The organism is Streptomyces niveiscabiei (assembly GCF_033794345.1).
Lineage (GTDB): Bacteria > Actinomycetota > Actinomycetes > Streptomycetales > Streptomycetaceae > Streptomyces > Streptomyces niveiscabiei.
Genome location: NZ_JARAYJ010000062.1, coordinates 1 through 14,065 on the forward strand (window position 1 = coordinate 1; position 14,065 = coordinate 14,065).

The 14,065-nt window shown below is 72.1% G+C and carries 11 protein-coding genes and 1 pseudogene; 6 read left to right on the forward strand and 6 right to left on the reverse strand.

The window, feature by feature from the left end:
* Positions 1-195: 195 nt before the first annotated feature.
* The 3 genes from PV682_RS41670 to PV682_RS41680 form a co-directional block, all read right to left on the reverse strand.
* The gene (locus PV682_RS41670; RefSeq protein ID WP_319737827.1) at positions 196-1,596 is read right to left on the reverse strand and encodes a hypothetical protein; all 1,401 of its coding nucleotides are present in this window, start codon (positions 1,594-1,596) and stop codon (positions 196-198) included.
* A 265-nt stretch (positions 1,597-1,861) separates the two neighbouring features.
* A complete protein-coding gene (locus PV682_RS41675) occupies positions 1,862-2,254 on the reverse strand; it encodes a type II toxin-antitoxin system VapC family toxin (RefSeq protein WP_319737828.1) in 393 nt (130 codons plus the stop codon).
* Positions 2,251-2,529, reverse strand: coding sequence for a hypothetical protein (locus tag PV682_RS41680; protein WP_319737831.1), 279 nt, complete (start codon positions 2,527-2,529; stop codon positions 2,251-2,253). The genes PV682_RS41675 and PV682_RS41680 overlap by 4 nt, the downstream gene beginning before the upstream one ends.
* Before the next feature lie 107 nt (positions 2,530-2,636).
* On the opposite strand from PV682_RS41680, the pseudogene PV682_RS41685 reads away from it, so the two are divergent.
* A pseudogene (locus PV682_RS41685) lies at positions 2,637-2,849 on the forward strand (hypothetical protein); the annotation flags it as partial.
* Positions 2,850-3,635: 786 nt separating this feature from the next.
* Positions 3,636-4,322, forward strand: a complete 687-nt coding sequence (locus PV682_RS41690) for a hypothetical protein (RefSeq protein WP_319737835.1) — start codon at positions 3,636-3,638, stop codon at positions 4,320-4,322.
* Between the two features lie 271 nt (positions 4,323-4,593).
* Here PV682_RS41690 and PV682_RS41695 read toward each other — a convergent pair whose 3' ends face one another.
* Positions 4,594-5,172 (reverse strand): TetR/AcrR family transcriptional regulator, encoded by a 579-nt coding sequence (locus tag PV682_RS41695; protein ID WP_319737838.1) that lies wholly within the window; start codon positions 5,170-5,172, stop codon positions 4,594-4,596.
* 208 nt (positions 5,173-5,380) lie between these two features.
* On the opposite strand from PV682_RS41695, the gene PV682_RS41700 reads away from it, so the two are divergent.
* Positions 5,381-6,196 (forward strand): oxidoreductase, encoded by an 816-nt coding sequence (locus PV682_RS41700; protein ID WP_319737839.1) that lies wholly within the window; start codon positions 5,381-5,383, stop codon positions 6,194-6,196.
* Between the two features lie 177 nt (positions 6,197-6,373).
* A complete protein-coding gene (locus tag PV682_RS41705; protein WP_319737840.1) occupies positions 6,374-8,248 on the forward strand; it encodes a hypothetical protein in 1,875 nt (624 codons plus the stop codon).
* Between the two features lie 57 nt (positions 8,249-8,305).
* Here the strand turns inward: PV682_RS41705 and PV682_RS41710 are convergent, their stop codons facing one another.
* A complete protein-coding gene (locus tag PV682_RS41710) occupies positions 8,306-9,919 on the reverse strand; it encodes a translation initiation factor 2 (protein ID WP_319737841.1) in 1,614 nt (537 codons plus the stop codon).
* A 143-nt stretch (positions 9,920-10,062) separates the two neighbouring features.
* Between PV682_RS41710 and PV682_RS41715 the strand changes: the two genes are divergently transcribed.
* Together PV682_RS41715 and PV682_RS41720 are read left to right on the forward strand one after the other, a co-directional pair.
* Positions 10,063-10,521 (forward strand): hypothetical protein, encoded by a 459-nt coding sequence (locus tag PV682_RS41715; protein WP_319737842.1) that lies wholly within the window; start codon positions 10,063-10,065, stop codon positions 10,519-10,521.
* 478 nt (positions 10,522-10,999) lie between these two features.
* The gene (locus PV682_RS41720) at positions 11,000-11,893 is read left to right on the forward strand and encodes a glycosyltransferase family 2 protein (protein WP_319737844.1); all 894 of its coding nucleotides are present in this window, start codon (positions 11,000-11,002) and stop codon (positions 11,891-11,893) included.
* Between the two features lie 429 nt (positions 11,894-12,322).
* Here the strand turns inward: PV682_RS41720 and PV682_RS41725 are convergent, their stop codons facing one another.
* Positions 12,323-14,002: a bifunctional 3'-5' exonuclease/DNA polymerase gene (locus PV682_RS41725; RefSeq protein ID WP_319737845.1), complete on the reverse strand. Its 1,680-nt coding sequence runs from the start codon at positions 14,000-14,002 to the stop codon at positions 12,323-12,325.
* Between the last annotated feature and the right edge of the window lie 63 nt (positions 14,003-14,065).

Consider the following 14,065-nt stretch of genomic DNA (forward strand, 5'->3'; position numbering starts at 1 on the left):
GAACCGAACTCCACGACGCATTCGTCTCTTTGGCCTGCGCTCTGATCTGCTGGAGACGCCTCAAGAAACACCGATCATGATCGTGTTACGAGCTCTTAGAACTACAGGCCTCGATTGCGATCAATCTTCACAGAGCCCGGCGCTCTCATGGTCCTGCTCCTTCAGGCTTCACCGGAGGGACCACGAGAGCGTTAGTCAGCGTCGGAAGCCGCGCTTGGGGTTCCGGGCGGGCGGATATCCAAACGGCTCGAACCACGCTGCCGCGCGCAGGTCACCCATGCCCAGGTGCTGGTTCACGTCGCCGTCCGGGTCCTCGATGCCGTCGAGGCGTGCGTCGAACAGCATGAGAACGTCATGGTCCTGGAAGAACAGATCAGAGCAGGCGTTCCAGTCGTAGTCGTCGTGGTGCTTGGGCAAGTGACTGTGCGCGGTATCGCTCGTGTCGATGTCGTCCAGGTAGCTGGGCGCATCCTCGATCGCCAAGAGCAAAGCCATCTCCTCGGCCGTGCACGAGGGTTGGGGCCACCGGCCGTGCTCCAGGTCATCGGAGAGGTCGTCGAAGGCTCGCGCCATTCGTCGGCGCCAGCTCCGGTCGGCGGACCAAGTGAGAGCGGGCAGGCGGGTGAACAACTCCCAGTTGCCCGGGCGTTGCTCGGTCACGGGCCGGTCGCGCAGTTCCTCGGCATCGTCGTAGGCCTGGTCGCCCAGGACGCTCAATGACGTCAGGAGCAGATCGGCGGTGCGAGGGGTCAATTGCCAGCTGCAGTCCTCGCAGTCGTCGTCTTCGCACGAACACTCCTTGACGGGGAACAGCGCGATCAAGTCGGGCTGCTCCTCTTCGCTCGGTGTGTTGGAGACCGGCCGCTGCAGTCGCCAGCCATGGTGGAAGTGGGGTGTCACCGGGACGGGGCTCCAGTCGGTGAGTTCATCGCCGTCTTCGGCGCGCAGCAGTCCTGCCTCGCTCTGGTCTTCCAGGGTGTCCGCGCCGGTGATCCAGCCGCCGCTGTCGCTGAGAGTCATGACGGCGCCGATCAGGTCGCGCGGGTCGTCCTCGGCCAACTCGGATGCGGGCAAGGGCTCCCAGCCCTCATCCATGGCCGCCCGTATGAGTGCGTCCTCGTCGGTTATGTGGAACTCGTGTAGATGGGCGATGCGTACGACCTTGCCCGGCAGGTCCTTCAGGCGTACCCCATCGGGCGTTTCTGACTCCGGCGAGGTGGCGGTCCCGTCGTCATGCGTCTCTTCGTCCTCCCCAAGGTTTTCGTCAGGTGGGCAGAACGTTGTGCCTGCGGGGGCGGGCCACGTTCCTGAGGCTGCGTGGGCCGTGGCCGTGCGCAGGGAGTTGGCGGGGGCGTCGGGCAGTGTCGAGGCCAGGGCATGCAGGTCTTCCTCGACGACGGCGGTGTCACGGGAGGCCAGCGCGCGGCGCAGTAGCTGGACCGCTTGATATGCGAGGCGCTTGTCCTTGCAGGTCAACACCGCGGTGAGAGATCGAGGGCCGTCGTCTGGACCGATCAATGCCATGACGCGGCTCTTGCTGGGCATGTGTTCGCACAGGAAGTCGAAGAGGGGTGTGAGTTCGGGCTCAATGGCCATGCGGGAGACTCCGGGGACGCGTTGGGTGCGCAACCTTGCGGGAGCGCACGCGAAGGAGGAGATCGCCGCTGGTGAGCGCGGTACTGGCGCGCTCCCGGACGGGGAAGTGTGTGAACGGCGGCTGGTGCCCCGGTACTACCGGCGGTCCGGACCGTGCGGAAAGCAGCCTACTTCAGAGCACCGACAGCGGGCGCCCGGATGAGTGGAAAGAGCTGTCTCGAGCAGCAGGGAGTTGAACGTCGCGTCTGGCCGGCATCGCACTGCGTCAGATCTTGATCACGCGGACGCCGGGGCCGCACAGCATCAGGAGGTCCTCGGGGTCTGAGGTCAGGACGGTCACGGGGGAGGGGGAGGCAAGTGCGGTGGCGGCCACAATCGCGTCGAGGGCGTATTTGTGGCCGTGGAGTCCGGCTGCGGCGAGGAGTTTGCTGGCGTGGCGGGCGATGGTTTCGGTGGGCGGGATGATGTTGACGCGGGAGACGGCGTAGTCGAAGCGGGCCTGGTTGGTCTTGGGGTCGCGGGCTTCGACGAGGGTGACGGAGCTGGTGATGACGCGGATGTCCTCGGCTTCGGCGGCGGCGAGCCATTCGGTGAGTGCAGGTGTGCGGCGTACGAGTTTGGACAGGCCTTCGCAGTCCAGGACAAGGGTGCCGCTCACGCGGCGTCCGCCGAGCCCGCTGCGTCACAGCGCAGGAGCGCTCGCTTGGCTTCGACCGCGGCCTGGTCGACGGCTCCGTGTTCGGCTTCGGCGTCCTCGATGAGTTCGCGCAGCCGATCGCGCTCCAGTTGTCGCTGGATGAGGGCTTCGACGTAGGCGGACATGCCGCGCTTGCCGGTGCGTGCCTTGAGGGCGGCGATGGTGCCTTCGTGGAGGGAGACGGAGACCGGGCGGACGGGGCCTTCGCCGGGAGCGGGGTCGGGGGTGGAAGCCATGAAGCCATTTTAACAAAATTCTTGTTATTCGGGTGTGGCAGATTCTGTGGCTTTGTCGCTTGGGCGGAAGCGGGCGGCTAATTTGCCTCGCGGGGTACAGGTCCTCTGTGATCACTAAGCGCGACGATGTGCCCCGAGGGCTGACACGTGAGGAACTGCTCGCGCTGCCCGCCGCCGTGGACCTGGAGACGGCGAACCGTGCACTGTCCCTCAGTCGGACCACGGGGTACGACCTCGCTAAGCGCGGCCGGTATCCCTGCACGGTCCTGCGTGTGGGCAACGCCTACCGGGTCGTAACCGCCGACTTGCTCAGGCTGCTCCACATTGATGTGCCGGAGCGCGCCAGTACCGAAGAGCCGACCGCTGTGACACCCGAGGCGGAGACGGACCACTTCGTGCCAAGCCGCTGTTGTTGCGTGTGCTGCTGTGCTCGTCGACGTGAGGGATGTGGGCGAGGCGCCTGCGAGTGAGGACGATCCTCTCGTATGTGCGATCTCGACAAGCTGTGCCAAATGGTGTCGCCGATGAGCCGTGCAGGCCAGCTCATCGCTTTGCCGCGGGTGGGGAGCGCAAGGGGAGCGCGGACGCCTGTGGACGGCGCAACATGGCATATCGGCAGCGGGACCGTGATCGGTGCTCTGATCTGCGAAAACAGGATCTGGTGCGACCGTATGGCACACACCGGCACGATCTCTACCGGCCTCGTAATGCGTAGGTCTCGGGTTCGAATCCCGAAGGCGGCTCAACTGAGGAAGCCCCGGTCACATTTCTTGTGACCGGGGCTTCCTCTTTCAGGCGATCCTGGCCATTGGGGAACCGGCCGGGCGGATGGTGAACGGGGGGCGACATCATGCGTGTTCGTCGTGGGCCACCTCTCGAACCGCCGTCACGGCGGCATTGGTGGTCGCCGTGCTGCTGGGGTGCTGCCTGTGTCGGCGGACTGGCCGCGGGGCGAGATGGTGGTGGACGGTGTTCACCGGTGAGACCGGCGGCATGGGGATGGTGCTGAGGGAGGACTCCGTCACGCTCTATGTCGCGCTGGATCAGTCGGGCGGGGTGTCCTGGGCGTCGGCACTGCACCCGGCGGTGACGGGGGAGTCTTCGTTGTGGGGGACAAGGGCCGCTCCCCGGAGGGACTCGCGGTGTGCGACGTCTCCTCCGGTACGGCGCGGAAGCGTGCCTACCGCGAGGAGGTCATGCCCGAGAGCCTCGGCGGCAAGGAGGATCTCGCCGTCTCGCCGGACGGGAACGAGATTGCCACAGCGGACGGCGTCGACGGCTTCGTGACGGCCTTCCGCCCCGACCCCTCCGGTGGTACGAGCGTCAGGGCCCTGGGGATCCAGGGCGAGCCCGAGGGTGTCGTGTGCGCGGCGGTACGGCGGGGGTGTGGGCACCTATGTGTACCGGCCGGGGGACACCCGGGCGACGCGGTTCGTGAGCACCGGCGTCTGCAACACCGTGCGGCGACCAGGCGGAGCGTCAGCGCGCCCGTGAAGGCCCCGCCGGACGGGAGGCTGACGCTGACCGGTACGTTCGGCCTCGTCCTGCCCGACCTTCCCGGCTCGCTGCCGGCCGAGGTGACGTGGACCGACCTCGCCTCGCCCGAGGGCAAGCCGCTCGGCGCCCGTACGGTGTGGCTGTCGCGGGACCGCCGGTTCGCGATCGAGGACAGCCCGGCGGCCGGCGGCAAGGTCACGTACGCCCTCCGCTATCCCGGTGACGCCCCAGCGCCACGGTCGCCGTCCCGTGCAACCGGACGACGCCGGCCCTGGCCGGCAGCGGCAGGGCCGTGACGGCGGGGAAGAGCGTCACCCTGACCGCCAGGTTCGGCAGGAGCTGGAAGGAGCGCGAGGGCTCCATCTGCGAGCAACCGGCGGGCGGCGCGAGGAAGTTGGTGCGGGCTGCCGCGACGGCAAGCTCGTCCTCGCCTGTGCCAGGAGCACGACGTCCACCGCGGTCTTCGGCGGCGACGCCCGCGCCGAACCCGCGCAGGCCACGACCACGGTCACGGCCGGCAGACGCTGAGGGCGCCGGGCGTCACGCCCCCCTGGCCCCGAAGGCCGCTCAGTCGCGCCGCCCCACCCCGCGCAGCAGTGTCTCGACAATGCGCGTGGCCAGGGCGTCCGGGTTCCCGGCGTCCGGGTCCTGTGCCGCACCAGGGCCGTGCAGGGCCTCGCCGATGAGGGCGTAGTAGACGCGGCGGGTCCACTCCAGGTCGGCCTCGGGGGCCAGGAGGCCCTCTCGCCGGGCGCGGGCGAGGAAGGCGAGGGAGCGGGCGTTGACGTCGGCCCAGACGTCCTCGGCGATGCCGTTCTGGGCCAGGGGGTTGCCGAGGGTGAACCGCCAGGCGCCTTTGACGCGGAGGGTGTTCGCGGTCGCGCGGTGCAGGGCGACCAGGGGCGGGGCGGTGTCCAGGCGGGCGTCGTCGATGGCGTCGCTGAGCTGCTGCTTCGCGGACGCGGCCAGCGCCTCGACGAGGGCCTGGCGGTTGGCGAAGCGGCGGTGCACCGTCGTCCTGGCCAGGCCCGCGGCCTCGGCGATCTGTTCCATCGTCGCGCCGGGGTCCTCGGCGAGCACCCTCTCGGCCGCCTCCAGGATCGCGCGCACGCTGCGTTCGGCATCGGCCCGCAGAGCTCGCCCCATGGCGTCTCCCTTCCTGTCATCGACGCCCGCTTCATCGACGCCCGCTTCCCTGAAGAAGATACTCCCGAGCTGCACCTCTTCCATAAACTGCGACATGAGAGTTGCAGATAACTCGATAACAGTTACTCTTTAGGTGCAGCTATCGATGGAGTGTCGGAGAGAGACGCGCATCGCTGCGGACATGCCCCAACCCCCCCAGGAGCCCGTGATGGCCACGAAACGACCCGTAGCGCTCGTGACAGGCGCGTCCTCCGGCATCGGAGAAGCCACCGCCCTCGCCTTCGTCGAAGCGGGGTTCGAGGTGATCGGAACCAGCCGGAACGCCGCGAAGGTCGCCCCCCGCGCCGGCGTGACCTTCCTCGACCTCGACGTGAGCAGCGACGACTCGGTCACCGAGCTGGTCCGGCAGGTCATCGACCGGTTCGGCCGCATCGACGTCCTCGTCAACAACGCCGGCATCGGCTCCTCGGGCGCCACCGAGGAGAGTTCGCTTGCGCAGCACCGGCACGTCCTCGACGTCAACGTCCTCGGCGTCGTCCGCATGACGAAGGCCGTCCTGCCGCACATGCGCGCCCAGGGACGTGGCCGCATCGTCAACCTGTCGTCGATCTACGGGTTCATGCCCCAGCCGTACATGGCCGCCTACATCGCGTCCAAGCACGCGGTCGAGGGGTACTCCGAGTCCGTGGACCACGAGGTCCGCGAGCATGGCGTACGGGTCCTGCTCGTCGAGCCCGGCGGGACCAGCACCGCGTTCGAGGGCAACCTCGTGCAGCCCGACACCCCGCTGCCCGTCTACGAGCGGCAGCGGCGCACCGTCGACCGGGCGGTCGCCGAGGCGGTCAACGGCGGTGACGCCCCCGCCGTGGTCGCCCGGGCCGTCGTCACGGCGGCCACCACCCGCAGGCCGCGGCTGCGCACCACCGCCGGACCGTTCGCCCGCCGCCTCAGCCTGCTGCGGCGCGCGGCCCCGGCGCGCGTCTTCGACCAGCAGATCCGCAAGTTCAACAGGCTGGCCGGCTGACGCCCGCGCCCCCGGAGGGCACCGGCGAAGCCCGGAGGCTGCGGAGATCACCGCGCGCGTCCCCACCCGGCACGCGACAATGGACCCCACCCGACAGGAACCGAGAGGCGTCGTATGAGGGTCGAACTTCCGCCGGAGCCCGTGCACTTCGTGAACCGGTATCGGGAACGGGAGCGTGTGGCGAGGGCGGTTGAGGAGTGGCGGGGGAGCGGTCGGCCGCTGGTGGTGGCGTTCAGCGGGCCGGCGGGGCTGGGGAAGACCGAGCTGGCGCGGCTGGTCGCGCGGACCGTGCTGGACCGGTATCCGGACGGCGTCCTGGCCGTCGACCTCGACGACCACCGCGTGGGCGGCACCCTCGACCCCGGTGACGTCCTCGCCCAGCTGCTGCGCTCGTTCGGCGTCGAACCCGCCCTGGTGGAACCGCAGTTCAAGGCGCGCTGCCGCCAGTACTGGAACCTCACGGCGGACAAGAGGTTCGTGCTGCTCCTCGACAACGCCCGGTACGCCTCGGAGGTCGTCCCCCTTCTCCCCGCGTCCGGCGCGAGCGCGGTCCTCGTCGCGAGCCCCGGCCCGCTGTACGGCCTGGAGGACGGCGCCGCCCTCGACCTCGCGCTGCCCCCGCTGGACGACAGCGCGGCGACGGAGCTGCTCGAACTCGTCGCCAGAGACCCGAGGTTGGCCGAGGACCCCGAGTCCGTACGGGCCCTCGTCCACCTCTGCGACGGCCTGCCCACCGCGCTGCACGTCGCGGGCCGCTGGATCCGCGCGCACCGGCTGCGCCCGCTCGCCCGCCTGGTCCCCGAACTGCGCGGCGAGTGGGACGAGAAGGGCGTACCCGGCGTCGAGCGCGTCTGGGACACGGCGTACGGCGGGCTCTCGCGCGCCGCGTCCCTCCTCTACCGCCTGCTGCCCCACCACCCCGGCCCCACCTTCACGCCGGCCTCCGCGACCGCGCTGCTCGGCCTCGGCGAGGACGCCTGCCACGCCGCGCTGGAGGAACTCCACCGGGCGGGCCTGCTGGACCTCGGCGCGGGCGCCCGCCTGCGGTTCCCCGGGCCGCTGCACGCGCACGCGCTGCGCCGGGGCCGCGCGGACGGCGACGAGGCCGACGCCGCCCGGGTGCGCGTCCTGCGCTGGTACGTACGGCAGGCCCAGCGGGCCGATCTCCTCGTCGCCGGGCCCCGGTTGAGAGTCGGCGACACCTTCGCGGCGCTGCCGGACACGCCGGACGCCGAGGTCGACGCGGACTGGCTGTACGACGAGCGGCACGCCCTCTTCGCGTGTCTGCGGCTCGCCCACGCAAGGGAGTTGGACGCCGAGGCGGTCGCGCTCGCCGAGCCCGTGTGGACGTACGCGCTCGACCATCCCCACCAGTCCGACGTCGTCGAGGTGTTCCGGCTCGCCGTCGACTCCGCCGTACGGCACGGGGCGCGGGCCGACTGGATCGTCCGCACGCGGCTCCAACTCGCGCGCCCGCTCTGGGAGTCGGGGCGTCTGGAGGAGGCCGGGCGGGAGCTGGACGCGGCCGAGGCGGCGGCGGGGCTGCTGGGCGAGGGGGACGGACACGGCAGACTCCGGGGCTCCGTCGCGGAGTTCAGGGGGATGCTGCTGGGGGTGCGGGGTGAATGGGGCGCCGCGGTACGGGAGTTCGAGAAGTCGCTCGCGATCCACGAGGCTCTGCCCAATCCCTACGGTGTGCTGCTCCAGACCTACCGGATCGGTGAAGCGCGGGCGCGGCTGGGCGAGTTGGAGGTCGCCCGGGGGCTGCTGGACGAGGCTCGCGCGGCGGCGGCCGAGCAGGGGCGGGAGCGGATCGGGGCGCGGATCTCCTTCGCCCTGGGGGGAGTCGTGCTGCGGCTCGGGGAGGTGGACGAGGCGCGGGAGTTGTACGAGGGGGCGTTGGCGCGGGCCCTTCGGCGCCGGTCTCAGTCCGAACAGGCGCGCGTGCACGGGGCGTTGGCGGAGCTGGAGGAGGCGGCCGGGCGGGAGGCCGAGGCGGCCGGGCATCGGGAGGCCGTGGCGAGGATCAGGCGGAAGAACGGGATCGGCTGAAGTGCCCCCGGCTGTATGACCGAAGTGCCCCCGGCTGTACGGCCGAAGTGGCCCCGGCTATACGGGCGTTGCCGCTTCGGCCTCCGTCGCCCGCCGTATCCGTACCGCGAACTCCCGTTCCCCGACCAGGCAGGTGAACCGCGCCGGTTCTCCGGCCCAGCCGTCCGACCACACGTGCGCCGCCGACACCGCGACCGCCGGGTCGACGGACGTGAGCCGGCCGGGGGCCTCGGTGTGCGGCTCGATCCGTACCGCGTACGGGAGTTCACGGCCCCGGAACCTCAACAGGCCCTCGCCGGAGGGGTGGACGACTCCGGCGGTGCGGCAGCCGGGGTACTCGTCGAGGGCGTGGCGGGTCCAGCCGTCGGACGTCCAGGTCGGGGCGCCGGGGAGGGGGCGGCGGTACAACACGCCTGCGGAGCGGGTGAGTTGCACGCTCGACGTGCCGTGTTCCGCCGCGAGGTGGTGGCCGGGCGGGCCGAGGCCGACGGGGTGGCGGGCGATGCGTACGCCGGTGGGGGTGAGGCCGGCGTGGGTGTCGAAGGCGGTGGGGAGCCGGCGGGGCGGGGTGGGGCCGGGGAGGAGACGGACCGGCGGTGGTGCGGGGGGCGGGGTGAGGCCGAGGAGGTCGTACAGCTCGGCGCGCAGGCGGTCCAGGGCGTGGCCCCGGTGGGCGAACGCGGCGTCCGTCGCGGGGCCGGTGGCGCCGGGGCGGTAGGCGCGGAGGGCTTCCGGGAGCGCCGTCGTACGGCCCAACTCCGGTACCGCGCGCAGGAGTACGTCCATGGGGCTGCCCGGGATCAGCTCCGGGCCGCCGTCCGTCGCGGCGAGGACCGGGCGGTCGCCGAGCGCCGCGAAGTACAGGGCCGTCGAGCCGTGGTCGGTCACCAGCGCGTCGGCGGCGACCAGCGTCGACGCCCACTCCTCGCGGGGCGCGGCGAGGACCAGGCCCGCGTCGAGGGCGGGGGAGAGGCGTTCGGTGAGGTCGTGGGCGCCGAGCCGGCTGTGTTCGTTGGGGTGCACGATCAGCGCCAACTGGTACTCGTCGTACGGGAGTTGCGCGGCCAGTTCGGCGGGGAGGTCCGGGTGGCGGGCCAGCAGGGACTCCGGGCCCCAGGTCGAGGTCAGGGCGAGGAGGGTGCGGGAGCCGGTGCCGAGCGCCGCGCGGTAGCGGTCGCGGAGGGTGCGGGAGTCCAGGAGGCGTTCGAGAGTGGGGTCTCCTACGACGCCGGCCCGGGTGGCCGCGTGCGGGTCGGCCGAGGCGAGGCGGGCGACCTGGCCCGGGTGGGCCATGGCGTGCAGGGCGATCGGGGCGCGGCTCAGGTAGACCGGGTCGAGTCCCGACGCCGAGTCCGCCGAGCCCTCCGCGCGGATCGTCTTGCTGAACCCCGCGCCGTGCGGCAACAGCACGTGTGTACCGGCCAGTTGGGCCAGCTCGCCCTTCGGGCTGGCGCTGACGACAAGGTCGTACACCTCCTCGCGGGCCTGCTCCCACGGGACGATCCGGCCGCCCAGGGCGTCGACCACGGCCAGCGCGTCCACGCCGAAGTCCGAGCCGGGGACGAGGGTGAAGCAGCGCGTGATCCTCGGGTCGCCGGCGAACACCGGGACGACGTCCAGGAGCCGGTACAGGGCGACCGCGGAGCGGGCCGCGAACAGCACCCTCGTCATGCCGGCCGCCCGGCGCCCGTCTCCACCCGAGGCGCGTATGGCGTTTTCGCAGGTGGGGTGGGGGACGGGGGGTCCTCCGGGGACGGTGGCATGAGTCGATCGTAACCCTCACCCCCGTACCGGAGATCGGGAAAGATGACCGCATGAGCGAATGGGGAGTCGCCCTGATAGCCGCGGGTTCCGCGGTCGCGGGCAGCATCGTCACCGGTTGGTACGCCCGCGGCGCCGGCATCCGGCAGGCCGAGGCGGCGCGGCACGCGGGGGACTGGCAGGCCGACGCGCTCCTGGAATCCGTACGGATCACGATCCGCGCGGACGCCGAACAGCGCGCCCGCGCCGAACGCCGCCGCGTCTACGCGGAGTTCCTCGCGGCGGCGGAGGCGAGGATCCTCACGGAGCGGACCGGCCGCGGCGGCCCCGAGGACGAGGCCCAGTTCCAACGCGCCCTCGGCCTGACCCTCCTGGAGGGCCCGCCACCGGTCGCGGAGGCCGCCCGGACGATCGCCGGGTCCTTACGCGGGCACGCTTCGCCGGACGAGCTGGAGGCGGCGAAGACGACGTTCATCGGGGCGGCTCGGGAGGCTTCGGGGGGTACGGGGTGAGGGGCGGGGTGAGGAGGGGAGGGGAGGGGCACGTTTGCAGCTGCGGGGCTGCGGGGCTGCGGGGCTGCGGGGCTGCGGGCTCGCAAGCGGTCGGGGCGGTGCTGAGGGGCGCGGCTGCGTGTCTGGGGCCCGCATCGGCGTGGTCGGCTGTGCGGCGCGGTTGGCTGTGCGGCGTGGCCGGCTGTCCGGCCTGGGTGGCTGGTCGGTGCGGTCGGTCGGGCCGTGCGGGCAGGGGGCTCGCTGCCCGCGTCGCGGCCCCCGATCGTGCGCGTGGGCGTCGGTGTTCCTCCTCGGCCGCTTGCCGGTGTGTGTCTGAATCCGCCCCCGATCCAAACCCGTGCAAAAAGGAGGTAAAGCAAGCCGCTCGTCCGACAACGCGGGCCCTTGAGGCAACATCTTGGTGAACGGTGGGCGCCGATGGTGAGATCGGGTGCTCGACCGGCCGGGAACAGGGACGTTGACGCAGGGGAGTGCAGCCGTGGTGGAGCCGAGGATCGCGGTTGCCGTGGTGACGATGGGGAACCGGCCGGACGAGGTCGACGCCCTGTTGGAGTCCGTGGCGAAGCAGAGCCTGGCGCCCGCGAGGATCGTGATCGTGGGGAACGGCTGCCGGCTGCCGGAGTTCACGGACCGGCTCGCTCTTCCGGGTGAGGTCACGCTGATCGAACTGGACGAGAACCTGGGCTGTCCGGGTGGCCGCAACGAGGCGCTGGCGAAGCTGCGGGAGTTCGGCGACGTCGATGTCGTCGTGGACCTCGACGACGACGGCCTGCTGCCCGACCCCGACACCCTGCGCGGCGTACGGGACCTGTTCGCGGCGGACGACGAGCTCGGCATCGTCGGCTTCCGCATCGCGGACGAGCACGGGGAGACGGCCCGCCGGCACGTCCCGCGCCCCGGGAAGACGGACCCCATGGACGGCGGGTACGTCACCGGGTTCCTCGGCGGCGGGCACGCCCTCAGCATGCGGATGCTCGCGCAGACCGGCGACTGGCCCGCCGAGTTCTTCTTCGCGCACGAGGAGACGGACCTGGCGTGGCGGGCGACCGACGCGGGCTGGAAGATCCTGTACGCCCCCGAGCTGCTCCTCCAGCACCCCAAGACGTCCCCCGCGCGGCACGCGATCTACTACCGGGTCACCGCCCGCAACCGCGTCTGGCTGGTCCGCCGCAACCTCCCCCTCCCACTGATCCCCGTCCACCTCGGCATCTGGCTCGCGGTCACCCTCCTGCGCACCCGCTCCCTCGCGGGCCTGCGCGCATGGTTCGCGGGCTTCGCGGAGGGCATCCGCCAGTCGCCGGGACCGCGCAGGGCGATGAGCTGGCGGACGGTGTGGAAACTGACCCGGCTGGGCCGCCCGCCGATCATCTGAACGCGGGCCGGCTGAACGCGGGGCGGGTGAGCCCCGGTCGGGTGGGCACGGGTCGGCTGAACGCCGGTCGGGCGAGCGCAGGCAGGCTGAACGCGGGGCAGGCGAGCTCCCCCGTCATCTGAACGCGGGTCAGCTGACCGCCCGGCCGCTGAGCGCGGGTCGCGTGGGCCCACGGCATGTACGTTCGGGCTGTCCGCGCCCCCGCCCCGGAAACCCCAGCCATGCTGAGCCCCGCTCGGCTGACCGCCCGGCCGCTGAGCGTCGGCCGCATGAGCCCACGGCATCCGCGTTCGGGCTGCCCGCGCCCCGACCCCGCGAACCCCAGCCATCCGGCCCGCGATCATCCGCGCCCCCGCCCCGCGACTGCCGTTCGCCGAGCCGGGTCGTCCGGCGTCCGTCCACCCGCGGCTCCGCCCCCACGCTGCCCCCTCACTTCGCGTCCGCATAACACTCCACCACCGCCGTACTGAACGGAAACCGCACCGGCGTCTCCCCGAACGTCAGCCGCGCCGCCAGTGCCGACGCCTCCCGGATCGCCGCCACCACCCTCTCCGCCTCGCCCTCGGGACAGTGCACGATCACCTCGTCGTGCTGGAAGAAGACGAGTTCCGCCGCCATCTCCGCGCACGCCTGCCGGAGGGCGGCCAGCATCAGGAGGGCCCAGTCCGCGGCGCTGCCCTGGACGACGAAGTTGCGGGTGAAGCGGCCCCGCGCGCGGGCGTCGGTCGAGGCGTAGCCCGGCACCCAGGCCGAGGGGGACTCCTCGACGGGGATGCCCGCCTCGTCGTCCGTCTCCTCCCCGGCGGCGGCCGGCGGGCACGTGCGGCCCAGCCACGTGCGCACCAGCCGCCCCTCCTCACCCGCGCGGGCCGCCTCGTCGACGTACTCCACCGCGCGCGGGAAGCGGCGGCGCAGGGCCGCGAGGTTCTTGAGGCCGTCGCCGGAGGTCTGGCCGTACACCGCGCCGAGGACGGCGAGTTTGGCCTGGTCGCGGTCTCCGGAGAAGGCGCGGTCGGACACCTCCTGGTACAGGTCGCTCTCCCGGCCGGCGACCTCCATCAGCCCGGGGTCGCGGGAGATCGCGGCGAGGACCCTGGGCTCCATCTGGTCCGCGTCCGCGACGACGAGCCGCCAGCCGGGGTCCGCGACGACCGCGCGCCGGATCACCTTGGGGATCTGGAGCGCGCCCCCGCCGTTGGTCACCCACCGTCCCGTGACCGTGCCGCCCGCGAGGAACTCCGGGCGGAAGCGGCCGTCGCGGACCCAGTCCTGGAGCCAGCTCCAGCCGTGCGCCACCCAGATGCGGTACAGCTTCTTGTACTCGATCAGCGGGGCCACGGCCGGGTGGTCGACGGTCTCGATCTCCCACCGGCGGGTCGACTTCACCTTGATCCCGGCCTGCGCGAACGCCTTGACGACGTCGGCCGGGAGGTCGGGCCGTACGCGCCTGCCGAACGCGGCCGAGACCTGTTCCGCGAGCTCGGCGAGGCGGCGGGGCTCGCCGCCGCCCGCGTACCGCTCGCCCAGCAGTTCGCCCAGGACCCGGCGGTGGACGTCCGCCCGCCAGGGCAGTCCCGCCGCGTTCATCTCGGTCGCGACGAGGGTCCCCGCCGACTCCGCCGCCGTCAGCAGGCGCATGCGCGCGGGGTGCTCCGCCAGGTCGTGGCGGCGCAGCTGGTCCCGGTACACCTCCACGAGCTCCCCGACCGAGAGCCGCGCGCGGGCCTCGCCGGGCTCGAACAGGGACGGCTGGCCGCCCGGCTCGACGGCCCGCAGGGGCGGGTCGGCGGGTACGGCGGTCCCGCGCAACCGCGCGAGCGCGGCCCATGCCGACTTCGGCGCGCCGAACCTGCCCTCGTGCCCCAGCAGGAGGTTCTCGGCGACCTCCACGTCGTAACACCGCTCCACGCGGGCGCCCGCTGCGACCATCCCGGCGTACACCTCCGCGCTGCTCCGCCACACCCACCGCCCCACGTCCCCCCGCTTGCGCACGGCCTCCCCCGCACTCGCCTCCCGCACGACGCCCCCCGTCAGCACGCCGTCGTCCCCGAGGGGGGCGACCTCCACGCCACCTCCCTCGCCCGGCACCAGAACCCAGCGATCACTCATGTGCCGAGTGTCGCAGGCGGCACTGACAACGCCGCGAAACGGCCGATAGCGGGAGGAAAAGAG

What these genes read in the sequence shown, in the direction of transcription:
- PV682_RS41670 (WP_319737827.1), bottom strand. Translation starts at nt 1,596, where the DNA reads ATGGCCATTGAGCCCGAACTCACACCCCTCTTCGACTTCCTGTGCGAA.
- PV682_RS41710 (WP_319737841.1), bottom strand. Translation starts at nt 9,919, where the DNA reads ATGACGAGGGTGCTGTTCGCGGCCCGCTCCGCGGTCGCCCTGTACCGG.
- PV682_RS41715 (WP_319737842.1), top strand. Translation starts at nt 10,063, where the DNA reads ATGAGCGAATGGGGAGTCGCCCTGATAGCCGCGGGTTCCGCGGTCGCG.
- PV682_RS41700 (WP_319737839.1), top strand. Translation starts at nt 5,381, where the DNA reads ATGGCCACGAAACGACCCGTAGCGCTCGTGACAGGCGCGTCCTCCGGC.
- PV682_RS41680 (WP_319737831.1), bottom strand. Translation starts at nt 2,529, where the DNA reads ATGGCTTCCACCCCCGACCCCGCTCCCGGCGAAGGCCCCGTCCGCCCG.
- PV682_RS41725 (WP_319737845.1), bottom strand. Translation starts at nt 14,002, where the DNA reads ATGAGTGATCGCTGGGTTCTGGTGCCGGGCGAGGGAGGTGGCGTGGAG.
- PV682_RS41695 (WP_319737838.1), bottom strand. Translation starts at nt 5,172, where the DNA reads ATGGGGCGAGCTCTGCGGGCCGATGCCGAACGCAGCGTGCGCGCGATC.